The 22,793-nt window shown below is 72.9% G+C and carries 23 protein-coding genes; 9 read left to right on the plus strand and 14 right to left on the minus strand.

Translation table 11 applies throughout. The features are described 5' to 3' along the window. Window position 1: 1 nt before the first annotated feature. Window positions 2-1,090, minus strand: a complete 1,089-nt coding sequence (locus tag ABEA87_RS11140; protein ID WP_345628596.1) for a glycosyltransferase family 9 protein — start codon at window positions 1,088-1,090, stop codon at window positions 2-4. Next, window positions 1,087-2,706: a D-glycero-beta-D-manno-heptose 1-phosphate adenylyltransferase gene (rfaE2, locus tag ABEA87_RS11145; RefSeq protein WP_345628598.1), complete on the minus strand. Its 1,620-nt coding sequence runs from the start codon at window positions 2,704-2,706 to the stop codon at window positions 1,087-1,089. The genes ABEA87_RS11140 and rfaE2 overlap by 4 nt, the downstream gene beginning before the upstream one ends. Before the next feature lie 311 nt (window positions 2,707-3,017). Here rfaE2 and ctaD point away from each other — a divergent pair, with 311 nt between their 5' ends. From ctaD to ABEA87_RS11160, 3 genes are read left to right on the plus strand one after another with little or no spacing between them, the layout of a single operon-like run. Then, on the plus strand, window positions 3,018-4,733 hold the full coding sequence (gene ctaD / locus ABEA87_RS11150) for an aa3-type cytochrome oxidase subunit I (protein ID WP_345628925.1): 1,716 nt from the start codon (window positions 3,018-3,020) through the stop codon (window positions 4,731-4,733). A 7-nt stretch (window positions 4,734-4,740) separates the two neighbouring features. Next, complete coding sequence (locus tag ABEA87_RS11155) at window positions 4,741-6,066, plus strand: hypothetical protein (protein ID WP_345628600.1); 1,326 nt, start codon at window positions 4,741-4,743, stop codon at window positions 6,064-6,066. A gap of 48 nt (window positions 6,067-6,114) precedes the next feature. Beyond that, window positions 6,115-7,539 (plus strand): aldehyde dehydrogenase family protein, encoded by a 1,425-nt coding sequence (locus ABEA87_RS11160; protein ID WP_345628602.1) that lies wholly within the window; start codon window positions 6,115-6,117, stop codon window positions 7,537-7,539. Between the two features lies 1 nt (window position 7,540). On the opposite strand, the gene ABEA87_RS11165 is transcribed toward ABEA87_RS11160, so the two are convergent. Next, entirely contained in the window at window positions 7,541-8,242 is a 702-nt protein-coding gene (locus ABEA87_RS11165; protein ID WP_345628604.1) for a glycosyltransferase family 2 protein, read from the minus strand. 5 nt (window positions 8,243-8,247) lie between these two features. Beyond that, window positions 8,248-8,472, minus strand: a complete 225-nt coding sequence (locus ABEA87_RS11170; protein WP_345628606.1) for a hypothetical protein — start codon at window positions 8,470-8,472, stop codon at window positions 8,248-8,250. Window positions 8,473-8,565: 93 nt separating this feature from the next. Here ABEA87_RS11170 and ABEA87_RS11175 point away from each other — a divergent pair, with 93 nt between their 5' ends. Next, a complete protein-coding gene (locus tag ABEA87_RS11175; protein WP_345628608.1) occupies window positions 8,566-9,027 on the plus strand; it encodes an SRPBCC family protein in 462 nt (153 codons plus the stop codon). A gap of 97 nt (window positions 9,028-9,124) precedes the next feature. Here the strand turns inward: ABEA87_RS11175 and ABEA87_RS11180 are convergent, their stop codons facing one another. Next, on the minus strand, window positions 9,125-10,135 hold the full coding sequence (locus tag ABEA87_RS11180; RefSeq protein ID WP_345628609.1) for an LCP family protein: 1,011 nt from the start codon (window positions 10,133-10,135) through the stop codon (window positions 9,125-9,127). A 215-nt stretch (window positions 10,136-10,350) separates the two neighbouring features. On the opposite strand from ABEA87_RS11180, the gene ABEA87_RS11185 reads away from it, so the two are divergent. After that, on the plus strand, window positions 10,351-10,719 hold the full coding sequence (locus tag ABEA87_RS11185) for a nuclear transport factor 2 family protein (protein ID WP_345628610.1): 369 nt from the start codon (window positions 10,351-10,353) through the stop codon (window positions 10,717-10,719). Between the two features lie 17 nt (window positions 10,720-10,736). Here the strand turns inward: ABEA87_RS11185 and ABEA87_RS11190 are convergent, their stop codons facing one another. The 4 genes from ABEA87_RS11190 to ABEA87_RS11205 all read right to left on the minus strand — a co-directional run bounded on the left by ABEA87_RS11190 (window position 10,737) and on the right by ABEA87_RS11205 (window position 16,057). Further along, on the minus strand, window positions 10,737-11,384 hold the full coding sequence (locus ABEA87_RS11190) for a hypothetical protein (RefSeq protein WP_345628612.1): 648 nt from the start codon (window positions 11,382-11,384) through the stop codon (window positions 10,737-10,739). A gap of 4 nt (window positions 11,385-11,388) precedes the next feature. Then, window positions 11,389-14,223, minus strand: coding sequence for an FtsK/SpoIIIE domain-containing protein (locus tag ABEA87_RS11195; RefSeq protein ID WP_345628614.1), 2,835 nt, complete (start codon window positions 14,221-14,223; stop codon window positions 11,389-11,391). 147 nt (window positions 14,224-14,370) lie between these two features. Beyond that, window positions 14,371-15,384: an LLM class flavin-dependent oxidoreductase gene (locus ABEA87_RS11200; RefSeq protein WP_345628615.1), complete on the minus strand. Its 1,014-nt coding sequence runs from the start codon at window positions 15,382-15,384 to the stop codon at window positions 14,371-14,373. A 4-nt stretch (window positions 15,385-15,388) separates the two neighbouring features. Beyond that, a complete protein-coding gene (locus tag ABEA87_RS11205; protein WP_345628617.1) occupies window positions 15,389-16,057 on the minus strand; it encodes a hypothetical protein in 669 nt (222 codons plus the stop codon). 17 nt (window positions 16,058-16,074) lie between these two features. On the opposite strand from ABEA87_RS11205, the gene ABEA87_RS11210 reads away from it, so the two are divergent. Next, window positions 16,075-16,233: a hypothetical protein gene (locus ABEA87_RS11210; RefSeq protein WP_345628618.1), complete on the plus strand. Its 159-nt coding sequence runs from the start codon at window positions 16,075-16,077 to the stop codon at window positions 16,231-16,233. A 90-nt stretch (window positions 16,234-16,323) separates the two neighbouring features. Here ABEA87_RS11210 and ABEA87_RS11215 read toward each other — a convergent pair whose 3' ends face one another. The 3 genes from ABEA87_RS11215 to ABEA87_RS11225 all read right to left on the minus strand — a co-directional run bounded on the left by ABEA87_RS11215 (window position 16,324) and on the right by ABEA87_RS11225 (window position 19,536). Next, window positions 16,324-16,968, minus strand: coding sequence for a response regulator transcription factor (locus ABEA87_RS11215; protein WP_345628620.1), 645 nt, complete (start codon window positions 16,966-16,968; stop codon window positions 16,324-16,326). Further along, on the minus strand, window positions 16,959-18,200 hold the full coding sequence (locus tag ABEA87_RS11220) for a sensor histidine kinase (RefSeq protein ID WP_345628621.1): 1,242 nt from the start codon (window positions 18,198-18,200) through the stop codon (window positions 16,959-16,961). The genes ABEA87_RS11215 and ABEA87_RS11220 overlap by 10 nt, the downstream gene beginning before the upstream one ends. A 121-nt stretch (window positions 18,201-18,321) precedes the next feature. Continuing rightward, a complete protein-coding gene (locus tag ABEA87_RS11225; protein WP_345628623.1) occupies window positions 18,322-19,536 on the minus strand; it encodes an MFS transporter in 1,215 nt (404 codons plus the stop codon). Between the two features lie 130 nt (window positions 19,537-19,666). Between ABEA87_RS11225 and ABEA87_RS11230 the strand changes: the two genes are divergently transcribed. The 3 genes from ABEA87_RS11230 to ABEA87_RS11240 all read left to right on the plus strand — a co-directional run bounded on the left by ABEA87_RS11230 (window position 19,667) and on the right by ABEA87_RS11240 (window position 21,514). Beyond that, a complete protein-coding gene (locus ABEA87_RS11230) occupies window positions 19,667-20,311 on the plus strand; it encodes a LysE family translocator (protein WP_345628625.1) in 645 nt (214 codons plus the stop codon). 87 nt (window positions 20,312-20,398) lie between these two features. Then, on the plus strand, window positions 20,399-21,007 hold the full coding sequence (locus tag ABEA87_RS11235; RefSeq protein WP_345628627.1) for a TetR/AcrR family transcriptional regulator: 609 nt from the start codon (window positions 20,399-20,401) through the stop codon (window positions 21,005-21,007). A gap of 36 nt (window positions 21,008-21,043) precedes the next feature. Beyond that, window positions 21,044-21,514: a hypothetical protein gene (locus ABEA87_RS11240; protein ID WP_345628629.1), complete on the plus strand. Its 471-nt coding sequence runs from the start codon at window positions 21,044-21,046 to the stop codon at window positions 21,512-21,514. Between the two features lie 40 nt (window positions 21,515-21,554). Here the strand turns inward: ABEA87_RS11240 and ABEA87_RS11245 are convergent, their stop codons facing one another. Both ABEA87_RS11245 and ABEA87_RS11250 read right to left on the minus strand, forming a co-directional pair. Next, the gene (locus tag ABEA87_RS11245; RefSeq protein WP_345628631.1) at window positions 21,555-22,064 is read right to left on the minus strand and encodes a mycothiol transferase; all 510 of its coding nucleotides are present in this window, start codon (window positions 22,062-22,064) and stop codon (window positions 21,555-21,557) included. Window positions 22,065-22,270: 206 nt separating this feature from the next. Further along, on the minus strand, window positions 22,271-22,744 hold the full coding sequence (locus ABEA87_RS11250; RefSeq protein ID WP_345628633.1) for a nitroreductase/quinone reductase family protein: 474 nt from the start codon (window positions 22,742-22,744) through the stop codon (window positions 22,271-22,273). Window positions 22,745-22,793 lie beyond the last annotated feature (49 nt).

Below are 22,793 nucleotides of genomic sequence, written 5' to 3' on the forward strand. Positions count from 1 at the left end.
CCTACGACTGAACCGCCGCGCGGCCAAGGAGTTCCAGGGCGGCGTCGCGAACCTCCACCGACGGTACGTCCGCCACGAACGACACCCGGTGCTCGCACGGCGTGGCGCCATCCCGGGCCGGGTACAGGTCCCGGGTGCAGTCCAGGCCGCACTCCGGGCAGTGGATGGTCCACGAGATCATCGGCAGGTGCCGGGTGCGCTCCGGGGGCGCGCAGTTGATCAGGTTGCCGATCCAGTAGATGCCCACCGTGGGCGTGTCCACCGCCTCGGCGAGGTGCAGCGGACCGGTGTCGTTGGAGACCACCGCCGCGCAGCCGGCGTAGAGCGCGGCCAGCCCGCCCAGGGACAGCCCGCCGACCAGCGCCCGGGCCGGGCGGCGCATCTGGCCGACCACCTCCTCGACCACCTCGCGCTCGGGCGGGGTACCGGTGACGATCACCTCGGCTCCGGCCTCGGCCAGGGCGTCTCCGACCTCGCTGAACCTCCGCGCCGGCCAGCGCCGCCGGGTGTCGCTGGCACCCGGGTGCAGCGCCACGCGCGGGCCGGCCGGCACCCCCGCCACGGCCTTGGACTCCATCAGGTCCTGCTCGGTCAGCTCCAGCCGGGGCCGCCAGCCGACCGGCGACGCGCCGATCAGCCCGACGACCTCCAGGTACCGGAACACCTCGGGTTGGTAGTAGTCGTAGCGCACCCACCGGTCAAGCGCGGGCGCGTCCGGTGCGCGCAGCCCGATCGCCAGCCGGGCGCCCAGGCCGAGCACGAACGGGTTGGAGTTGCGCCCACCCCCGTGCAGCTGCACGGCCACGTCGTAACGCCGGGCCCGAACGGCCTCCTGAAACTCGGGCAGCGAGGGTGCCTGCTCTCCCGCGTCGGCGGTACGGATGCCGGGCAGGGGAGGCACCACCACGACGTCGTCCACGGGTCCGGGCCGGCCGGTGAGGAACCTGGCGTGCCAGGGCGCGCCGAGCAGGGTGATCTCGGCGTCCGGGTACGCGGCGCGCAGCGCGTCCAGCGCGGGCAGGGTGAAGATGAAGTCGCCGACCGCGTTGGCGCGCAGCACCGCTATGCGCGCCACGTCGGGCTCCGTCACGACCGGCCGCCGCCCGAGCTGGCGGGCTGCGCGGAGGTGGTTCCGGTGCCGGGTGGCGGAGCCTGCCCGGCTTCCGGCTGGGTGGCCGCCTCGGTCACCAGCTCGAGGCCCGCCTCCGGCGGTTCGCTGGAAGCCGACGCCGCGGCCCCCGGGGACGCCGGCTCCCGGCGGCGGATCCGCTCGATGATCGCCGAGGTCGACCGGTCCGGCAGGTACCCGAGGGTCTGCACCTCGCCGCCGAGGGCGTACACCAGCTCCGCCTCCGGGATCAGCTCGGGCGTGTAGTCGCCACCCTTGACGTACACGTCCGGCCGGATCGCCTCCAGCAGGTCGGTCGGGCTGTCGTCGTCGAAGATGATCACGTGGTCCACGCAGCCGAGGGCGGCGAGCACCCCCGCCCGGTCCTCTTGCGCGTTCACCGGCCGGCCCGGTCCCTTGAGCCGCCGCACCGACTCGTCCGAGTTGACCGCCACGATCAGCACCTCGCCCAGCTGCCGCGCCTGCACCAGGTAACCGATGTGGCCGCGGTGCAGCACGTCGAAGCAGCCGTTGGTGAACACGATCCGGGCGCCCACCGCCCTGGCCTCGTCGACCATGCGGGTGAGGTCGTTGATGTCCAGCGCCCGGGGCGGCTGCGGGGCCATCCAGTCCAGCAGCACGTCCACCCCGCACACGGAGGTGCCGGGCTCGGTCAGCGCCAGGCCGGCGGCGCCCTGCGCGACCTGCGAGGCCGCCGCCGGCCCCGCGCCGGCGACCAGGGCGAGCACGAACCCGGCCAGGTAGCTGTCGCCCGCGCCGGCGCTGTGCGCGGCCGGGCCGGGGTTGGCGACGGTACGGTACAGCCCCCCGGCCTCGTCGAGCACCAGGGAACCGTCCACGTCCAGGGTCAGCGCGACCGATCGGGCCCCGGCCGCCTCGCGGACTGCCGGCAGCCGCTCGGTGGCCCAGTCCACCCGGCCCCGGACCGGCGCCGGCCCGCCCAGCAGCCGGGCCGCCTCGTCGAGGTTGGGCGTTACGAGATCGGGCTCGGTACGGCGCCACCGCCGTAGGTCGTGCGCGTCGACGGCGAGCAGGCCCACCTCGCCCCGGTACTGGCAGAGCAGGTCGATCAGCTCGTCGGGCAGGGTACCCGCGGCGTAGTCGCACACCACCACGCAGGCCGGCCCGTCCTCCAGCACGGAGCGCACCTCGCCCAGCAGCACGGCGGCGTGCTCCGGGGGCAGCGGGCCGACGTCGCCCTCGTCGAACCGGGCCACGATCTGCTCCCCGGCCAACAGGCGGCGCTTGGTCACGGTACGGCGGCCGTCCACCGGCACCAGCCGGCTGCTCACCCCGGCGTCGGACAGCCGGTCGGACAGCAGCTGGGCCGTCTCGTCCCCGCCGGTCGCGGCGACCAGTTCCACCCGGGCGCCCAGCGCGGCCAGGTTGGTGGCGGTGTTCGCCGCGCCACCGGCCGTGTACCGGCTGTCGGACAGCTCCACGACGCCCACCGGCGCCTCCCGGCACAGCCGGTCCGGCGTGCCGGTCAGCCAGCCGTCGAGCAGCGCGTCGCCCAGGACCAGTACCCTCCGGCCCGACCAGCGGGCGGCCAACTCCGCAATGGTTTCTCGCTCCACGCCCACGCCTTACCCCGCCTCCGGCGAGACATGCCGAGCGCACGGGAGAAACCCGGCCCCGCACCGTTTACCGGCGACCGGGCCGGGTAGCGGGTGAAGTCATGACAGACCAGGACCAACCGCCCGAAAATGAACCTCTGGAGAACCCTCCACCCGAGGAGCCGGGCGTCCGTCCAGTCCGGGTCCCGGACCCCGGCGAGTACCGCCGTGACCAATATCCGGTACCCGAGGCAGCCTCCGAGCTCGCCGGCGACGAGCCGGAACGGTGGAAGACCGCCATCGGCGGCGGCGCCCGCACGATCCAGACCGAGATGCAGCCGTCCGTGCTGCGGCCCACGCCCATCCTGCCGTACCCCGGCCCGGTGCACCGGCAGGTCAAGGGCTCGGCCATCGGCCGGCTGCTGCGCACCACCGACGCCAAGCAGATCGGCCTGCTGTACCTGACCACCGCGTTCGGCTTCTACAGCATCGGCGGCCTGATGGCCATGCTCATGCGCGCCGAGCTGGCCCGGCCCGGGATGCAGTTCCTGTCGCTGGAGCAGTACAACCAGCTGTTCACCGAGCACGGCACGGTCATGCTGCTGCTGTTCGCCACGCCCATGGTCTTCGCGTTCGGCAACTACATCGTGCCGCTGCAGGTCGGCGCCCCGGACGTGTCCTTCCCCCGGCTCAACGCGTTCGCCTACTGGCTGTACCTGTTCGGCGGCAGCCTGGTCATCGCCGGTTTCCTGACCCCCAACGGCGCCGCCGACTTCGGCTGGTTCGCCTACGAGCCGCTGGCCAACGCCCAGAACACCCCGGGCGCGGGCGGGAACATGTGGTTCATCGGCCTGGTGATCTCCGGTCTGGGCACCATCCTGGGCGCGGTCAACATGATCACCACCGTCCTGACGCTGCGCGCCCCCGGCATGACCTTCTTCCGGATGCCGCTGTTCACCTGGTGCATCTTCATCACCGCGATCCTGGTCATCCTGGTCTTCCCGCTCCTGGCCGCCACGCTGCTCGCCGCGTTCGCCGACCGAATACTCGGCGCCCACGTCTTCGACTCGGCCACCGGCGGGCCGTTGCTGTGGCAACACCTGTTCTGGTTCTTCGGCCATCCCGAGGTCTACATCGTGGCGCTGCCGTTCTTCGGCATCATCTCGGAGGTCATCCCGGTCTTCTGCCGCAAGGCGCTGTTCGGCTACAAGGGCATGGTGATCGCCATCATCGCGATCGCCGGGCTGTCGATGACCGTGTGGGCGCACCACATGTTCGCCACCGGACAGGTACTGCTGCCGTTCTTCTCGTTCCTGTCGTACCTGATCGCGATCCCCACCGGCATCAAGTTCTTCAACTGGATAGGCACGATGTGGAAGGGCCAGGTGACCTTCGAGACGCCGATGATGTTCGCCATCGGCTTCCTGGTCACCTTCCTGCTCGGCGGCCTGTCCGGGGTGCTGCTGGCCTCGCCCCCGGTGGACTGGCACGTCTCCGACACGTACTTCGTGGTGGCGCACTTCCACTACGTGCTGTTCGGCACCATCGTGTTCGCGGTCTTCGCCGGCGTGTACTTCTGGTTCCCCAAAATGACCGGCCGGATGCTCGACGACCGGCTGGGCAAGCTGCACTTCTGGCTCACCTTCATCGGCTTCCACGGCACCTTCCTGGTGCAGCACTGGCTGGGCGACGAGGGCATGCCCCGCCGGTACGGCGACTACCTGCCCAGCGACGGGTTCACCACGCTCAACATGATCTCCAGCATCAGCGCGTTCATCCTCGGCGCCTCGACCCTGATCTTCTTCTGGAACGCCTACAAGTCCTACAAGTTCGGCCGGCTGGTGACCGTGGACGACCCCTGGGGGTTCGGCAACTCCCTGGAGTGGGCCACCTCCTGCCCGCCGCCGCTGCGCAACTTCGAACGGCTGCCCCGCATCCGCAGCGAACGACCGGCCTTCGAGGTCAAGTACGGCAAGCACCTCGCCGATCTCGCCCGCGACGCCAAGCAGCGCGAGGTACGCGCGGCCCAGGACCTGGAAGAGCAGTAGGTGCCTGATGGTGACGTTCTCCGGCGACGAGCCGGTACCCGCCGGGGCCCGGGCCGCCCGCACCCGCCCGCTGCCGGCCGAGCAGGCACTCGGCCCGTACGGCCAGGTGGGCTCGCTGGTCCTGGCGACCGCGCGGGGGCTCGGCGCCGAGGACCGCGGCCAGCCACCGGGCGGCTCGGTGCTGCGCCGCATCGCCGCCGGCCTGGCCGCGCCGGTCGCGGAGCGGGCCGCGCTGCACCCGACCGAGACCGGCCTGATCGACGCCGACGCGATCGCCGAGTTCGCCACCGGCCAGTACCCGCGCCAGCAGTTCCCGGCCGTGGTGATCGGCTCACCGCACGGCGCGGCGGCACACCTCGCCGTGGCGCTGCGGGTGCCCTGGCTCCCGGCGGCGTTCGACGTGACGGTGCAGGCGGCGGAGCCGGCCGAGGGCGGCGTACCGGCCCTGCTGTCCGGCGGCTCGCTGGTGGCCGAGGCGGTGCTGTCCAGCAACCCGGAGCTGTCCGTGCGGCAGGTGCACGACCCGGCCACCGCGACGCCGGGCACCATCACGCTGTTCCTGCGGTGGCGGGCGCTGCCCGCCGCGTATGAGGAGTTCCTGACCGAACAGCTCGCCTCCGGCGCCTCGATCCTGCTGGTTCGCGACACCAGCACCGCGCCCGCACTGGTCGGGCCGGGGCGCTTCGGGTTTCAGTACGGCGGCCCGGACGACGACCTGCCCAGCCTGCCCGGCACCTGGGTGCACGGGGAGACCGCGTACGGGGTCAACGGCGCGTTCGCCGAGGCGCTGCGGGTCTTCGCCACCGGCCACGGCCACCCGCTGCGACGGATCATGTTCGGTCGGCCGGAGGCGCTGTCCGCCGCCGTGGCCGACGTGTACCGGCGCTGGCTGCGCTCGGCCGGCAAGACCGGCAACCGGCTGGTGATCGAGTGCGGCCGGTTGATCGACCCGGCCCAGGTCGTCCGGGCCGGGCTGGTGCCGTTCTGGCTGCCCGCGCCGAGGCGCCACACGGTCGCCGAGACGGCCTGGTGGCTGGCCGGCAGCGAGCCGTTCACCCAGATCGAGGTGCTCATCGAGCCGCCCGGCACCAGCGCGCCGACCCTGGCCAGCCTGGCCCAGTTCGAGGCGGTGGCCCGGTTCGCCACCCGGCAGGGCAGGGTGGACACGGCGACGGCCCGGGCGTACCCGTACGGCACGATCTCCGCCCGGCACGCCAGCCGGGTGCTCAAGGCGCACCCGTACGACCTGCCGGTGCCGCCGGAGCTGCCCACCGGCACGGCGGTGCGCTGGCTCGCCGACAGCGCGGAGACCGACGATCTGATGATCTGTTGACCATGCAAAGACGTTTAAAGGCCACCACGTGCAGGTAGGGAACCGGACATGCGCGATATCGAACGCGTCCTGACCGAGGAGTGGGCGGCCACCCCGGCCGACGAATGGATCACCAAGCTCGACCCCGCCGACGGCTCGCCGGTCGGCCAGATCCCGGTCGTGCCGCCGCGCCGGGTCGTCGAGGCGGTCCAGGCCGCCCGCGCCGCCGCGCCGGGCTGGGCCCGCACGTCGCCCGCCCAGCGGGCCGCGATGGTGCACGAGGCGGCCCGCGCCATCGAGGAGTGCGCCGACGACCTGGCCTGGCTGACCACCCGGGAGATGGGGCGGCCGGTGGGGCAGGCCGCGGAGTCGGTCGCGGCCGGCATCGGCACCCTGCGCCAGTACGCCGAGCTGGGGCCGCTGCACCGCGGGCGGTCGCTGGCCGGCGAGTGGGGCGCCACCGACCTGATGACCTACCAGCCGCGCGGCGTGGCGGCCGTGATCACCCCGTGGAACGACCCGGTGGCGGTCTCCTGCGGCCTGATCGGCGCCGCGCTGGTCACCGGCAATTCGGTCGTCTACAAGCCCAGCGAGCGGACCCCCGCCACCGGCTGGCTGCTCGGCCGCATCCTCGACGGCGTGCTGCCGCCCGGGGTGCTCACCACGCTGTCCGGCGGCCCCACCGTGGGCGCGCTGCTGACCGAGCAGCCGGTCGACGTGATCGCACACGTCGGGTCCAGCGCTACCGGCCGCCGCATCGCCCAGGCCGCCGCCGTCACCGGTGCGGCCCTGCTGCGCGAGAACGGCGGCAAGGACCCGCTGATCGTGGACGCGGACGTCGACCCCGCCTGGGCGGCGGAGCAGGCCGCCACCGGTGCGTTCGCCAACGCCGGGCAGCTGTGCGTCGCGGTCGAGCGGATCTACGTACACGAGCGGATCGCCGGGGACTTCCTCGACGAGCTGACCAAGCGGGCCGAGCAGTTCCGGATGGGGCCGGGCTGGGACCCGGAGACCACACTGGGGCCGCTGGTCGACCTGGCGCTGCGGGAACTGGTACACGACCAGGTACGCGAGGCGGTCGCGGCCGGCGCCGAGCTGCGCTGCGGCGGCGAGCTGCCGGGCGGGCCGGGCGCGTTCTACCCGCCCACCGTGCTGGCCAACTGCGCCGAGGCGATGGCGGTACTGCGCGAGGAGACGTTCGGGCCGGTGGCGCCGGTCGTGACGGTCGGTTCCTTCGAGGAGGCGCTGCGGCTGGCCGACGGCGGGGACTACGGCCTGGCGGCCAGCGTGCTGACCGGGTCGGTGGCGCACGCGCAGCAGGCCTGGCGGGAGCTGGACGTGGGTACCGTCAAGGTCAACGATGTGTTTGGCGGCGCGCCCGGTGGCGCGGCCCATCCGCGGCGGGCCAGCGGCTCCGGCTTCGGGTACGGGCCGGAGCTGCTCGACGAGTTCACCACCGTCAAGGTGGTACACCTGGCCCCGGCGCCGGCCTGAATCAGAGGCTGCGCGGCTTCTCGACCGCGCCCCGCTTGACCTCGTACTTGCGGCGCACCACCACCTGCTGGGGCTTGTGCGCCGGGTGCTGCGGCCGCTCGGCGAACGCCACCACCTCGGGGCAGTAGGCCAGACCCCACCCGGCCCGCTCCAGGTCCATCACCAGGCGGCGGGTCGGCCCGGTCGGTGACGCGGCCGGATCGAAGCCGCCGACCTCGAGAAACGCCTCCCGGCGCAGGATCGCGGAGGAGGCCCGGAAGAGCTGGATGGACGGGCCCGGCAGGTCGGTCTCCTTGCCCTCGCTGGCGCTGGCCATGGACTTCGTGATCGGGTCGGGCTTGCGCTCCTTGCCGGACAGAGTACGGGCGGCGACCACGGCCAGCCGGTCGTACTTGCCCATGAGTTCCACGCCCTTCTCCAGCGAGCCCGGCGCCCAGCCCGAGTCCACCTCGGCGAGCGCGACGAACGGGGTGGCCGACGCGGCCACCCCGGCGTTGCGTGCCTCGGCCACGTTGGTGGGCTGCCGGCGCAGCAACCGCACCTGCGGGAAGTCGCGCGACACCATCCGTGCGGTTGCGTCGTGCGCGCTGTGGTCCACGACCACCACCGCCGGCTTGGCGCTCAGCTCGGCCAGCGCGCTCAGGCAGCGGCGCAGCCATTCGCACCGGTCCCGCGCGGTGACCACGACGGTGATGTCCGGCATCGGGCTCAACCGCCCTCGACGGACGGCACCGAGAAGCCCAGTTCGGCGAAGGCGTCGCTGCGCGCCGCGCGTACTGACTCCTCGCGTGCGACCAGCATGTCGTATTCGGCTAGTTCGGCCGGTTCCGCCACCACCGACATCCGCTCCGCGAACTCGACCAGTTGGGCGGCGGCCATCTCGCCGGCCCGCGCCGCGCGCCTGGCCCCGTCGAGGGCCTCCATCTCGTCCATGCCGCCCGTCTACCCAGCGCGGCACCGGTCACACCCGGGTTTCGTGGCCGGGGGGTCGGGTAGGCATATTGACGCAGACCGAAAGGAGCAGTCATGAGTACGGTGACCGAATCGGTCGACGTGGCAGTGCCGGTACGCACCGCCTACGACCAATGGACCCAGTTCGAGGAGTTCCCCAGCTTCATGGAGGGCGTCGAGGAGGTCCGCCAGGTCGACGACCAGCTGACCCACTGGCGGGTCAGGATGGCCGGAGTGACCCGCGAGTTCGACGCCCGGATCACCGAGCAGTTGCCGGACGAGCGGGTCGCGTGGTCCTCGACGGGCGGCCCCCGGCAGGCGGGCGTGGTGACGTTCCACCGGCTCGACGCCGACCACACGCGGGTGACCGCGCAGATGGACTTCGACCCGCAGGGCATGACGGAGAACGTCGGCGACAAGGCCGGCGTGGTCACCCACCGGGTCAAGGGCGACCTCGACCGGTTCCGCCAGTTCATCGAGGGCCGCAACGACGCGACCGGCTCGTGGCGCGGTGAGATCCGCCGCCCCCAGCCGTAGGGGCCGCTCCCAGCGGTAAGGGCGCAGCGTCTCGAGGCGCACGCGCCGCGCGAGACGAAGCACGGGCGGGCCGGGCCGGAAACGGTGCCGGCCCGCCCTAGTTGTTCGGGGTGGGTGAGGGATCCGGGGTCGTCGTCCCGTCCTGGTCGCTCAACCAGCGCCCGACCCGGTCGTTCTGCACCGCCTGGTACAGCTCCGCGGCCTTGGCGTCATCGGGGTACACCACCTCCTCCTCGTCCTCCGTTCCGCCGCCCGCCGTGGGGCTGGTCAGGAACGTCAGGTCGGTACTGCGCAGGTTGCGCAGCGCGACCGCGACGGAGAGCAGGTCGAAGTTGCGGTCGACCGTCATCGAGTGAGTAGTCGAGCGCAGGAACGCGTTGAGTTTGCTCGGATCCGACAGCATGCCGGCGCTGGCCGCCTTGTCCATTACCGCCTGGATCAGTTGCTGCTGGTGCCTTTCCCGGGCGAAGTCGCCGTCGTCGAACTGGTAGCGCTGACGCACGTAGTCCAGCGCCTGCGCGCCGTTGAGATGCTCCCGGCCCTGCTTGAACACCCGGTACGGCGGGAAGATCGACGTGATCGTCTGGTCGATGGGCATGTCCACCCCGCCCACGGCGTCGACGATCTGCTGGAAGCCGGCGAAGTCGATGAGCACCACGTGATCCATCCGCACGTCGGTGAACTGCTCGACGGTCTGGACCGCGAGCGGTACCCCACCCCACGCGTACGCCGAGTTGATTTTCGCCATTCCGCCGCCATGCTCCCCGTCCGGCGACTCGGGCACATTCACCCAACTGTCCCGGGGAATGGAGATGACGTACGCGTGCTGGTGGTCCGCGTCCACATGCATCACCATCATCGTGTCGCTGCGCGAGTCGATGGTGTTGTCCGGGTCGCGGGAGTCGCTGCCCAGCAGCAACACGTTCATCGCGCCCGCGACCTTCACCGGCGGCCTGCCGTCGAGCGACAGTCCGTTGAACGCGTCCGTGCGCTTGAGGTCGGAGTTGAGCGAGCGCCCGTACGCCCACACCCCGGCGGCCCCGCCACCGGCCACCACGAGCAGCCCGGCCATCACCCCGAGCAGTACCCGTCGCCCTCGGCGTCTCATCGCCCGCCACCCCCGTTGCGCTCCCCCCACCGAGGTTAGACAGGACGGTAGCGCTTAATCGGGTTTTGCCAGGTTCACCGAACCTTTGTCTCGCAAGCGAATCCGCGCGCCCGGCATTACCCGTGACGTCATCGACTCCTCGATCCGGTCGGTGCAGCATTGGTCGTGTTCCGGCCGGGACGACCGACAGACACCGCTACGGAAAGAGACCTGACGTGAGTGACAGCAACGAACTTGTCGGCCGCTATCTAGCCATCTGGAATGAACGGGACGCGACCGCCCGGCGCGCGGCGATCGCCGGCGTGTGGACCGAAACCGGCAGCTACACCGACCCGCTGGCCTCGGTCCGCGGGCACGAGAACCTCGACGCCGTGGTCGGCGCCGCCCAGGCGCAGTTCCCCGGGCTGGTCTTCGAGCCGCTCGGTGACGTGGACGCGCACCACGACCTCGCCCGGTTCGGCTGGCGGCTGGTGCCGGCGGCCGGCGGCGAGTCGCTGGTGGAGGGCTTCGACGTCGCGGTACTCGCCGAGGACGGGCGCATCCAGAGCGTGTACGGCTTCCTGGACAAGGTGCCGGCGGCCTGAGGAGCCTCGGGCCGGCCCTAGAGCACGGACCTAACCAGTCCGTACAGGCACAGCGCCACGGGCATGCCCAGGAAGCAGATGGCCAGGCCGAGGCGGGGGTTGCGGGGCGACGGTTCACCGTCCCCGGCCACCGCCCGGCCGACCCGGCCAATGATGAAGTAACCCGCGATCCAGGCCAGTATCGGAAATCCGGCGCAGAGCCAACCGAGCAGCACCCAGGTGCTCAGGTGCCCGACGTTGGACCCGATGAGCAGCACGAGCTGGGCCACCATCGCCACCGCCGCACAGGCGCCGTACACCAGCAGGTTGCGGGTCGGGGCCGACGAGCCGGGCAGCAGCGACGGCTGGGCGGCCATCCGCTCGACCTCGGCCGTCTGGGCGTCCGCCAGGTCGGCGTGCTGCCGGGCGAGCTGCAACGCCTGCACCGGGTCCATCCCGCCGGCCGGGCCGACCAGCTCGGCCGGCTCCGGCGCGTACAGCGGCTCGCCGAGCACCCCGCCCAGCTCCTCCAGGCGCCGGCGCTGGGCGCCGAGCCGCTCGTTCAGCGCGCCGACGGCCTCGGCGACGGCCTGCCGCGCGGCGGCCTGGTCGGCCGCCTGCCGCTCGTCGTCGCGGTACAGCTCGTCGAGCTGCCGGGCCAGCCGGGTGTACTGGTTCCAGGACATCGCCTCAGGCCTCCTCCACCACCCGGCCGGGCCGCACGAACGGCACCAGCAGGACGGTGCGCTGCTCATCGCGGTCGACCAGCAGGGCCCGGTTCGACCGCGGCTGGTAGGCCAGGTCGATCTCGCCGAGGTACAGGCCGAGCTCCTGGCCGGGCACATTGAGCACGACCAGGCAGGAGACGTCCTCCCGGTTGCTGGTGCCGCCGATGTCGTCGCTCAGCCGGCGCAGCCCCCGCCACCAGCCGAGCAGGTGCACCCCCGCGGCGGGGCCGCCGCGCAGCACCGCCCGCAGGTCGTCCAGCCCACTGCGGAACAGCTCCGGATCGCGCACGGACAGCACCCCGCTGGCCGCGTCCACCCCGAACACCACCAGGTACGTGCGGTCGTACCCGCCGGCCGGCTCGGCGAGCACGCGGAGTTCCTCACGCAGCCGGGGGGCGTCCAGCACGGTGACCGGATGCCCCGCCGCCCGCAGCGCCGCCACAGTCTCGTCGGCCACCTCGTCCGCCCCCGCGACCAGCGGCGCCACCAGGAACCGGGCGGTACCGGGCGCGTGCTGGCGGGCGACGCTCACGGCCGCGGCGTGCAGCACGTCCGCGCCCAGTACGGAGGTGCCCACCACGCCCACGTGTCGCCCCGGAGTCGCGTCCAGCGCGAAATACCCGGTGCTCTGCGCCACGTCCAGCACTCGGCCCACCAGGGCCACCGGCCGGCGCCGCCCGGGCGTCAGGCCCCGGAAGGTCGGATCGTCCTCGACCTGCCTGGTCGCGTACCCGGCGAAGACCGCCGGCTCGGGCGCGCCCGGGGTACGCAGCTCGAAGATGCGGTGGCGCACCTCGGCGACGGCGCCCCGGTCGGCGTGCGCGTCCGGGAACCGCACCACGGTGTCGGCGCCGGCCACCCCGCCGCTGGAGTTGACGATCGCGCTGCCCAGCCGCAGCCCGTCGGCCGCGTTGTTGAGCGTGTCCAGCACCCCGGAGCCGCCGGGCAGGGCGATCCGCAGCGGGAACTGGCCGAAGATGGAATCGTTCTTGCCGTACAGCGCCTCGACGCCGGAGACGGTCTGCGAGGCGAGCACCAGGTGGATGCCGTACGAGCGGCCCTTGCGCGCCAACTCCTCCAGCAGGGCGGTGGCCTCCCCCGCCAGCCGGTCGGAGCGCTCGAACAGCACCTGGAACTCGTCGATCACCGCGACGATCCGGGGCATCGCGATATCCTCCGGCCCCGAGCCGCTTGACGGTCCCGGGCCGCCCATCCCCATCGTCTCGTCGTCCGGTGTCGCGCGGCGCAGCTCGGCCAGGTTGGTCGCGGCGTTGCGCTTGAGGACCGCCGCCCGCCTGTTGATCTCCCGGCGCAGCTCGCGCAGCACGGCCACGCCGTACTCCCGGTCGGACTCGATGCCGACGGCACGTGCGTGCGGGATGAACGAGGGGTCGCGCACGGTCGGGGTGAACTCGGTGAAGCTGATGCCCTCCTTGAAGTCCAGCAGATACAGCGCGAGCTCGTCGGGCGAGTAGCGGGTGGCCAACCCGTACAGCACGTCCAGCAGGAACACCGTCTTGCCGGCGCCGGTGCGCCCGCCGATCAGCCAGTGCGGGGTCGCGTCGTCGAAGGCCAGCTCCACCGGCGCCGGACCGGCCCGCCCGATCGCGGTACGCAGCCCCTCGACCGAGGACTCCTCCCACAGCCGGGGCGGGATCAGGTCGGTGAAGCTCAGCGTCGACTCGCGACGCACCCGCTCACTGATCTCGGCGACGACCCTGGCCACCACCGGTGCGGGCAGCCTCGTGTCCAGCGCCACCGGCGCGGCCAAACCTCGCCCGTCGGCGCCCAGCCGCCAGCGGGGCGGGTCGCCCACCCAGGCGCGGCCCCCCTCGATCTGGACCCTGGTCACGGCGCCGAGCGCGGGCGACTCCCCACCGGGAAGCACCTCGGGCCAGCCCGCCGCGACCACGCAGACCCGGGCCGCCGCACCGGCGTGCGTGAGCGTGGCCAACCGGGTCAGGTCGGCCCGGGACTCGCCCGCCGAGCAGGCGACGACCAGCAGCCAGGGCCCGCCGCCCGCCGCGGCACCGGCCAGCGAACGCTGCGCGTGCGTCCCGGCCTCGTCGAGTGCCTGTCGCGCCTGCTCCTCGGAGGCCGCGGGCGGTGCCATCACGCCGGCCTCGACGAGCCCGCGCAGCGGCAGGAACGTCCCGCCCAGCGCCGCCTGATCGATCACCAGTACCCGCAGGGAGCCGGCCGGGGCCGCGGCCACCAGCCGGAGTACCAGGCTGCGCAGCATCCCCGCCACCCACGGGTCGCGGGCGTCGGTGTCGAGCACGAGATGGTTACCGCCCAGGATCGGCACCACGGCCGGGAACGCGCCGGCACCGGGCACCCGGGCCTCGCCGATCCTGACGATCACCGGATCGTCCACAGTGGATAGACCGGCGAGCGGCTCGTCGAGGAGGGCGCTCAGCTCCTCGCCGAGCCAGCCGGGCACCAGCTTGCGGCCCACGCCGTCGAGCTGCTCGACCAGTTCCCGCAGCATCATGGGCACGGGCGCCTGGACACCGGGCCGCCCATCGAGCTGATCCGCGGGCCCGGCCTGCGCAGGGATGACCCCCGGCCGCAGCCCGCCGCCGGGGGCGGCTGGGTTGGCGAGGCCGGCACCGCCGGCGGGGTTGGCGAGGCCGGCACCGCCGGCGGGGTTGGCGAGGCCGGCACCGCCAGCGGTCGCGATGGACCTGGAGACGGCGGTCCGGGCCAACTCCAGGTGGGCCAGCGCGTTCTGATGCGACGCCAAAGCGCGCTGGAACGCGGACGCCAACCTCCCCACGGCAACCCCCAGAGGCATGCGCACAATCGGGCCGTTACGCGCACAGTAACGGAATCTCCGGCGCTCACCCAGCCCGACCCGCGCCGCCCTGGTGAGCGACGCCCCGCCCTGGTGATCGACCGCCCGGTGCCGGGCCTGCCGGTGCCGGGCCGCCCCGGCGCGGGGTCAGGCTGCCGGCTTCGGGGCCAGGCCCACCTGCTTCGCGATCAGCTCGAACGAGCGGATCCGGTCCTCGACGTCGTACACCATCGTGGTGAGCATCAGCTCGTCGGCGCCGGTGCGCTCGCGCAACTCGCTGAGCTGGCGCGCCACCGTCTCCGGGGAGCCCATGGCCTGCCCCTCGAACCGCTGCGCCGACACCTCGCGCTCCAGCTCGGTGTACGGGTACCGGGCCGCCTCCTCGGGGGTGGCCAGCGGCTGCGGCCGGCCGGTGCGCATCCGCAGGAACGAGAGCATGGCCGGGCCGGCCAGGTACTCGGCGCGCTCGTCGGTCTCCGCGCACACCGCGTTGACCGCGATCATCGCGTACGGCTTGTCCAGCCACTGCGAGGGCCGGAAATTCTGCCGGTACAGGGCCAGCGCCGGCAGCGTGTTGGCCGAGCTGAAGTGGTGGGCGAAGCTGAACGGCAACCCCAGGATGCCGGCCAGCTGCGCGGAGAACCCGCTCGACCCGAGCAGCCAGATCGCCGGCATGTCGCCCAGGCCGGGGGTCGCGGTGATCCGCAGCCGCGGCTCATCCCCGGTGAAGTAGCTCATGAGGTCGGCCAGCTCCTGCGGGAACGCCTCGGCGGACAGTCCCTCCATCGTCCGGCGCAGGGCCAGCGCGGTGACCTGGTCGGTGCCGGGCGCCCGCCCGATACCGAGATCGACGCGGCCCGGGTGCAGCGCCTCCAGCGTGCCGAACTGCTCGGCCACCACCAGCGGGGCGTGGTTGGGCAGCATCACCCCGCCCGAACCGACCCGGATGGTCGAGGTCGCCGCGGCCAGGTGGGCGAGCAGGACGGCCGGGGACGAACTGGCGATTGCCGGCATGTTGTGGTGTTCGGCCACCCAAAACCGGCGGTAGCCAAGATCCTCGGTGCGCACGGCGAGCGCGGTGGTGTGCCGCAGCGCCTCACCGGCATTTCCATTGGCGGCTACCGGCGCAAGGTCAAGAACGGAGAGAGGTACGTCGATCACAAGATCATTCAACCCGTCCGGGCCCGGTTTTCTTCCTCCGGGAGACGATCGCGTCCGGCGGAATATCCACCTGGATCTCGCCGCCCAGCTCCCAGCCGGCGGTCAGCGCCAGATCATCGCCGCTCCAGAACCGCCCCGGGTCGTACCAGCTGGCCCGCCGCCCGGTCGGCAGCAGCCCCATGGCCTCGTACGTCACCGCCATCACCTCGGCGCAGTACGCCGTCTCCAGACCGGCCTCCCGCCGGGAGAACCGGGGCAGCCGGCCGCGCACCCACCGGCCGGCCAGCCGCGCCGTGGACGGGAACGGCACGCCGTCCAGCCGGGCGATGGTACGCAGCACGGCGTCCTCCATCTCCCGGGTCGCCGGCCGGTCGAGCTGGCGCAGCCAGGCCCGCTGCCCGTACCGGTTGGCCCAGACGATCACCGCGTCGCGCAGGTCGTGCAGCTGCACCCCGCGCTGATGGCCGCCCGACCACAGGTCCGGCAGGGATTTGCCCAGCTCGGCGTGCCACATCAGCGGTGGCATGTCCTCGATCACCACTGCCATGCCGACGTGGTTGATCGGGCTGTTCGTGGTGATCTGGATGGCCCGGTCGGGCACCGAATGACCCCGGAACAGCCAGACGTCGCCGGTCCGGGTGAGCTCGACCGCCTCGTCAAGGTCGATGGACACCGCAGTAGCCTATGCACATGCGTTGGTGGAAGGTAGTCGGTCTGGCCGGCTTCGTCGGGGTGGCCGCGACCGGAGTGGTGATCGTGCGAGCCGAGCGACGCCGCCGCGCGTACAGCCCTGACCAGGTCAGGACCCGGCTACGCGAGCGCCACTCCGAGGCCGTCTCGGCCCGCTGAACGACCGCCGGCTCACCCGGCCGGCCGGCGCTTCGACGTCTGGGGCCGCTCAGGCGTCGCGGGGTGCGCTCAGGCGTTCGCTAGGTGCGATCACGCGTTCAGGTAGGCGAGCACGGCCAGCACCCGTCGGTGGTCGCTGGTGGACGGTGCGAGGCCGAGCTTGTCGAGGATGTGGCCGATGTGCTTGTCCACGGCCTTCTCCGTGACGAACAGGCGCTGCGCGATCGCGGCGTTCGACCGCCCCTCCGCCATCAGCCCCAGCACCTCCCGCTCGCGGGGCGTGAGGCCGGCCAGCGGCTCGGCCCGCTGCGGGCGGGCCAGCAGGGCGGCGATGACCTCGGGATCCATCGCGGTGCCGCCGGCGGCCACCCGACGCACCGCGTCGACGAACTGGGCGATGTCGCCGACCCGGTCCTTGAGCAGGTAGCCGACCCCGCCGGCGGCGTCGGCGAGCAGCTCGCGGGCGTACAGCGCCTCGACGTACTGGCTGAGGATGAGCACCGGCAGCCCCGGCACCTGGCGGCGCACCTCCAGGGCGGCCCACAGCCCCTCGTTCGTGAACGTCGGCGGCAGCCGCACATCGACCACGGCGACGTCGGGCCGGTGGGTCAGCAGCGCCCCGACCAGTTCCTCACCGCTCTCCACCGCGGCGACGACCTCGAAGTCGTGCGCGCTCAGCAGCCTGGTCAGGCCGTCCCGCAGCAGCGCGAGATCCTCCGCGATCACTACCCGCATGGCAACTCCACGTGCAGTACGGTAGGCCCGCCGGGTGGGCTCGTGATGGTCATCCGGCCGTCGAACGCGTCGAGCCGGCCGGCGATGCCGGCCAGACCGCCGCCCCGGCCGGGATCGGCCCCGCCCTTCCCGTCGTCGCTGATCTCCAGGTGCAGCACGTCGCCGACCCGTTCCAGGCCCAGCCCGGCCCGCGTGGCGGCGCTGTGCTTCGCGATGTTGGTCAGCGCCTCGGCGGCCGTGAAGTAGAGCGCCGACTCCACCGGGGCGGGCAGCCTCCCGACCGGGCCGAGGTGTGACTCGACGGGTACCGCGCTGCGCAGGGCCAGCGCCTCCAGGGCACCGGGCAGCCCCCGGTCGGCGAGCACCGGCGGGTGGATCCCGCGGACCAGATCGCGCAGCTCGGTCAGCGCGCTGCCGGCCGACCCCCGCGCCTCGGCCAGCAGCCGCGCGGCGGCCTGTGGATCGGTCTGCAGCACCTCCTCGGCCAGTCCGAGACTCATCGTGAGGGAGACCAGCCGGGCCTGGGCGCCGTCGTGCAGGTCGCGCTCGATGCGGCGCAGCTCGGCGGCGCGTGCGTCCACGGTCTGCGCCCGGCTCACCGACAGGTCCTCGACCCGTTGCGCCAGCCGGGACCCGGCGGTCGGCCGCAGCAGCCAGCGCGCCAGGTACGCCTCGCCGAGCGCGAGCGGCCGTGCGACCAGGGCGGCCACGATCGCGTTCAGCACGCCGAGCGGGACGACCAGCAGCGCGCCGGACAGGTTGTGCACCCGCAGTCCGTCGTAGTCGATGCCGAGGTGGTCGGGGACCACCGCGTACCAGGCCGGCATGGTGATGCCGATCAGAGAAACGGCCCACAGGCCGCCCACCAGCAGCCCCACGGCCGGTCCGTACACGGTGTGCACCCAGAGCCAGGCCAGGTCCCGCCAACTGGGCGGGTCGGCGAGGATGCCGCCGTAGCGGGCCAGCATTCCGCGCCGGGCCGGCCGGTACGGGCGCTCGACCGGGGTACCCAGCAGGCGCCCGGCCCGGGAGCGTTCGACGTTGGCCAGCGCGCGCACCATCGGTATCGCGACGAACAGCACCAGCGGCACGCCCACCAGGAACGGGAAGCTGGCCAGGCAGAACAGGTAGACCAGCAGCGCGACCCAGGCGCCCAGCCCGGTCAGCCCGCCCACGAGCAGATATCCCAGGGAGGACCAGGGCCGTATCCTCCCCGCCCACGGTCGACGCATCGATGACCTCCCCCACCCTCGCCCGGCCCTGGCGGAATCACCAGGTGCAGGGCAAACGCTACGCAGGCACGGACGCGTGTCACGATCGGGCGGGCCCGCCTCGCCGGGCGGAGGGCCAGCACTACCCGGTGGTAGTGGCAGCCCCACCACGCACGGGCAGGGCGGGGCGGGGCCGCAGCGCCGGGGCCGAGGCGGCCACCGCCAGCGCGAGCACGGCGGGGATGCCCAGCGCGCGGGGCAGCCCGACCAGTTGGGCCGTGCCCCCGATGACGACCGGGCCCACCACGAAACCGAGGAACCCCAGGCCGGCGACCCGGGCGATGGCCTGCCCGGCCCGGGTTGGATTGCGGCTGCCGGCGGCGGAGAAGACCTGCGGCGCTATGCACGACAACCCGGCGCCGAGCAGGCCGAACCCCGCCACGCCCGCGATCGGGCGCCCGACGAGCAGCCCGGCCGCGAGCCCGAGCGAGGCCAGCACGCCGCACACCCGGACCAGCGACACCGGGCCGACGGCCGCGGCGAGCCGGTCGCCGACCAGCCGGCCGGCCATCATGGCGATGGAGAACGCCGCGTACGCCGAGGCGGCCAAGCCCGCGCCGGTGCCGAGGCTGTCCCGCAGGTACACGCTGCCCCAGTCCGCGGCGGCGCCCTCCCCGACCAGGCAGCAGAACACCAGCAGGCCCATGAACAGCATGCCGCGCATGGCGCCGGGGGTGCGGTCCTCCGGCTCCGGCACGCCCGCGTCCGGCCCCTCCGGCCGGGCCCAGCCGGCCGGCAGCGCCCAGCGCGCCACCCAGATCGAGGCCACCACGGCCAGGCCGGTCACCGTGAGGAACGTGGCGGTCGGCCCCAGCGCGGCGCGCGCGAACAGGCCGCCGATGCCAGCGCCGGCGAACCCACCGATGCTGTACACCGCGTGGCACGAGGAGATCATCGGCCGCTCCCGGGCGCGCTGCACCTCGACCGCGTTGACGTTCATCGCGACGTTGAGGATGCCGTGCACCGCGCCGAACCCGAGCAGGCAGCCGGCCAGGCCCGGCAGGTTGGGCGCCAGGGCCGGCCCGACCAGCGCCACCCCGTCGATCAGCACGGCCGGAACCATCACCGCACCGCTGCCGTACCGGTCGACCAGCCGGCCGGACGCCTGCATGCCGATGATGGCACCGGCGGCGAACGCCAGCAGTGCGAGGCTGAGCTGCCCGTCGGTCAGCGCGAGGCGATGCTTGACGGCGGGGATCCGCGCGGTCCAGGTGCCGAGAATCGTGCCGTAGAGCAGGAACAGCAGCGAGGCGGCGACCCGGGCGCGACGTAGCACCGCGGCGTGTGGCGTCAGCACGCTGCCCTCCCCTGCTCGTGCCGCCCATCGTGTCACGCCGCCACGCCGTCACCCCACCCCGAAATTCCGCCGAACCAGACTGCCCGGATTGGCTCTTGGGTGGCATCGCGGCGAATGAAAGGCTTCCAGCGTGGTGGCACTCTCCTCGATTCTCGGTGTCGGCGCGGTCGCGCTGGGCATGGTCCTGACCCCCGGGCCGAACATGATGTATTTGGTCTCGCGCAGCATCACCCAGGGGCGCCGGGCCGGCGTCATCTCCCTGGGCGGAGTGGCGATCGGCTTCCTGGCCTATCTCACCGCCACCAATCTCGGCCTCTCGGTGCTGTTCGTCGCCGTGCCCGAGTTGTATCTCGCGGTCAAGCTCGCCGGTGCCGCCTACCTCGGTTGGCTTGCCTTCAAGGCGCTGCGCCCGGGCGGCGTCTCGGTGTTCGAGCCGACGCGGCTCACCCCGGACTCACCGCGGCGGCTGTTCGCCATGGGGCTGATGACCAACCTGTTGAATCCCAAGATGGCCGTGATGTACCTGTCGCTCATTCCCCAGTTCGAGCGCCCCGCGCAGGGGCATCTCGTCCTGCAGGGCTTCGTGCTGGGCGGCGTCCAGATCGTGGTGAGCCTCACGGTGAATCTGGGCATCGTGCTGGCCGCCGGCGCCATCGCGCTGTTCCTGGCGAAGCGGCCGCTCTGGCTGCGGGCGCAGCGTTACGTCATGGGCACCGTGCTCGGCGCGCTCGCGCTCCGGCTCGCCACGGATCACGCGCGCCCGTCGCCCGCCTGACCCGTCCCGTCCTCCCACCGGAGCAGGCTTGACCACGCTTTCTAACACCGTTAGATTGTTTCTAACACCGTTAGAAGGCAGGTGGCCATGGCACCCCGACCGCAACGTAAGTCCGAACAGCCCGGCAACGAACAGCCCCGTAACGAACAGCTCAGCCAGGAGGCCATCCGCGCCGCCGCGCTCGAACTGGTCGACGAGCAGGGTTTCGCGGCACTGTCCATGCGCACGCTCGGCGCGCGCCTCGGCGTCAAGGCCGCCTCGCTCTACTACCACGTGCCCAACCGGGCCGCGCTGCTACGCCTCATCGCCGACAGCATCGCCATGGAGGCGATCGGGGCGATCCGGGAGTCCCTCGACTGGCGCGGCCTGCTGACCCGGCTGGCGACCGACCTGCGCCGCGCCCTCAGCGCGCACCCCGGCGCCGCCCTGATCGTCGCCACCCAGAACGTCTCCCCGCACGTCCTCGAGCCCGTGGTTCCGGCCGTCCTGTCCACCGTCCACGAGTCGCTCAACCTCACCGACGACGAGGCGCTGTACCTGCTCCAGTCCCTCTACGTCCTGGTCACCGGCCATGCGCTGGCGGAGTTCGGGGACGCGCCGCAGCCGCCCGCCGCGCCGGCCGAGTACTACAACGCCTGGTTCGACATTGCCGTGTCCACATTCCTCGACGGGATCGCGGCCCGCTACTCCCGCTGACGTCCACCGCTCGACCCACCCCCGGAGGAATCACCGATGTTCACCCCGGCACTCGTGCTGCTTCTCGCCGCGCTGCTCTACTTCCTCGTCACCACATTCGTCGACCTTCACCCGTTCAACAACGTGCGCGGCTCCAAGCGGTCCGAACGGCTCAGCGAGGCCACCATCAACGGACCGGTGATGGCGCTGCCGGCGATCCTGCTGATCCTCGCGTCCGCGTTCTCGCTGCCCGTGCTCGCCTACGTCGGCGGCGCCATCGAGGCACTCGTCGTCGCCGGCGGGCTCAGCCTGTGGTGGCTGCCGTACCTGGTCGGCAGGACCGTGCCGTGGGCGACCGCGGGGACCGGTGCGTCCTGGGCGGAGCTGCACTCACGCACGTACGCGCACACCGTCATCGTGCTGCCCCGCGTCGGCGACCGGCCCCGGCCCAACCTCGAGCACATGATCCTGCACACCCTGATCCTGCTCGGCGCCGTCTTCACGCTGGTCGCGGCGCCCTCGCTGTGAGGCGCGCCCGGGGGCCACGGGTGCCGTGGCCCAGCCGCGCTCAGCCGGCCGACTGGAGCCCGCGCAGGTACGCCGCCTGCCCCACGTGCTGTGCGTCGTCGTTCACGATGCTGACCAGCCGGACGCCCAGAGTGACCGGGGGCTGCCACGACTCGTCGACGATCCGGTCGAGCTCGTTGGCCGTCAGGCCGCGCAGCAGGTCGCGCGTGCGCGCGTGGACCGCCTCGTAGTAGTCGATCAGCGCCGCGTCGCTCTCCGGCTGGACGGTGGCGATGTCCTCGGCCGAGTGGCCGAAGCCGGTGTTGGCGGGGTCGGGGTCCAGCGCGAACCGGCGGGCCCAGTCCCCGGACACCCAGATCTGGTCCTGGCCGAGGATGTCGGCGATGTGGTCGTCCTGGATCCGGGTCAGATGCCAGACCAGCCAACCGATCGAGTTGGCGCCGACGGCGGGCGCCCACGACAGCTGTTGCGGGGTAAGGCCCTCCACCGCCCCCCGAACCAGATCCGGCAGGCGGTCATACGTCTCGACCAGCAGTTCGCTCACGTCCACGAGACCCGACCCTATACCCGGACCGGCCGGGCCGCCGCGCAACGCGACGGCCGCCACGGCGCCGCGACGCTCCCCCACCGCACCGTCCCGCCGAGCCGGGCCGCCACGGCGCCGAGCCGGGGCGGGCCGGGACCCCATGGTCCGATCGCCGCCAGTCCGAGTACCCGACGGGGCGGCGGGTGGCCCCGTCCACGAGGCCATCGCGGTTACCGGGACGGAGCCAGCCGGAACACCATGAGGGTGCGGTCGCCGGCCCGCAGCCGGTACGTCTCGTACGCCGGCCAGACCGCCAGCAGCAGCCCGAGCAGGCGCTCGCGCTCCGCGCCGGCGGCCAGCGTGGCGCGCACCGGGACCCGCCGGCCCCCGACCGTGACGACGGCCAGCGGGTCGGCGACCAGGTTGAGCGCCCACGCCGGCTGGTGCGGCTGGCCCCAGTTCGAGCCGACCACCGCGTACCCGTCGCCGTCGGGCGCGAACAGCAGCGGCTGGGTGCGCGGCCGGCCGGTGCGGCGGCCGGTGGTGGTCAGCAGCATCGAGGGCAGCTCACGCATCCCGAGCGCCACGACGCGCCCCCGGGTGAGCCGGCCCAGCGCGCGGTCGACCGGGGCCAGGGCGCGCCCGAGCCGGGCGAACCAGCGCCGGTGCCCCAGGAGCCGAACCCGGCCGGCAAGGCGTGACATCCCCACAGTGTGCCGCACGGATCCGGACAGCACCGATCCGGTTGCGGCC

Origin of the sequence: Rugosimonospora acidiphila, assembly GCF_039543385.1 — a bacterium.
Taxonomy (GTDB): Bacteria; Actinomycetota; Actinomycetes; order Mycobacteriales; family Micromonosporaceae; genus Rugosimonospora; species Rugosimonospora acidiphila.

Excerpts from the sequence above, each read along its gene's own strand:
- ABEA87_RS11165 (WP_345628604.1), bottom strand. The coding sequence starts at position 8,242 with ATGCCGGACATCACCGTCGTGGTCACCGCGCGGGACCGGTGCGAATGG.
- ABEA87_RS11235 (WP_345628627.1), top strand. The coding sequence starts at position 20,399 with ATGGCACCCCGACCGCAACGTAAGTCCGAACAGCCCGGCAACGAACAG.
- ABEA87_RS11240 (WP_345628629.1), top strand. The coding sequence starts at position 21,044 with ATGTTCACCCCGGCACTCGTGCTGCTTCTCGCCGCGCTGCTCTACTTC.
- ABEA87_RS11170 (WP_345628606.1), bottom strand. The coding sequence starts at position 8,472 with ATGGACGAGATGGAGGCCCTCGACGGGGCCAGGCGCGCGGCGCGGGCC.
- ABEA87_RS11155 (WP_345628600.1), top strand. The coding sequence starts at position 4,741 with ATGGTGACGTTCTCCGGCGACGAGCCGGTACCCGCCGGGGCCCGGGCC.
- ABEA87_RS11175 (WP_345628608.1), top strand. The coding sequence starts at position 8,566 with ATGAGTACGGTGACCGAATCGGTCGACGTGGCAGTGCCGGTACGCACC.
- ABEA87_RS11220 (WP_345628621.1), bottom strand. The coding sequence starts at position 18,200 with ATGCGTCGACCGTGGGCGGGGAGGATACGGCCCTGGTCCTCCCTGGGA.
- ABEA87_RS11210 (WP_345628618.1), top strand. The coding sequence starts at position 16,075 with ATGCGTTGGTGGAAGGTAGTCGGTCTGGCCGGCTTCGTCGGGGTGGCC.
- ABEA87_RS11180 (WP_345628609.1), bottom strand. The coding sequence starts at position 10,135 with ATGAGACGCCGAGGGCGACGGGTACTGCTCGGGGTGATGGCCGGGCTG.
- ABEA87_RS11190 (WP_345628612.1), bottom strand. The coding sequence starts at position 11,384 with ATGTCCTGGAACCAGTACACCCGGCTGGCCCGGCAGCTCGACGAGCTG.
- ABEA87_RS11250 (WP_345628633.1), bottom strand. The coding sequence starts at position 22,744 with ATGTCACGCCTTGCCGGCCGGGTTCGGCTCCTGGGGCACCGGCGCTGG.
- ABEA87_RS11215 (WP_345628620.1), bottom strand. The coding sequence starts at position 16,968 with ATGCGGGTAGTGATCGCGGAGGATCTCGCGCTGCTGCGGGACGGCCTG.
- ABEA87_RS11195 (WP_345628614.1), bottom strand. The coding sequence starts at position 14,223 with ATGCCTCTGGGGGTTGCCGTGGGGAGGTTGGCGTCCGCGTTCCAGCGC.
- ABEA87_RS11160 (WP_345628602.1), top strand. The coding sequence starts at position 6,115 with ATGCGCGATATCGAACGCGTCCTGACCGAGGAGTGGGCGGCCACCCCG.
- ctaD (WP_345628925.1), top strand. The coding sequence starts at position 3,018 with ATGCAGCCGTCCGTGCTGCGGCCCACGCCCATCCTGCCGTACCCCGGC.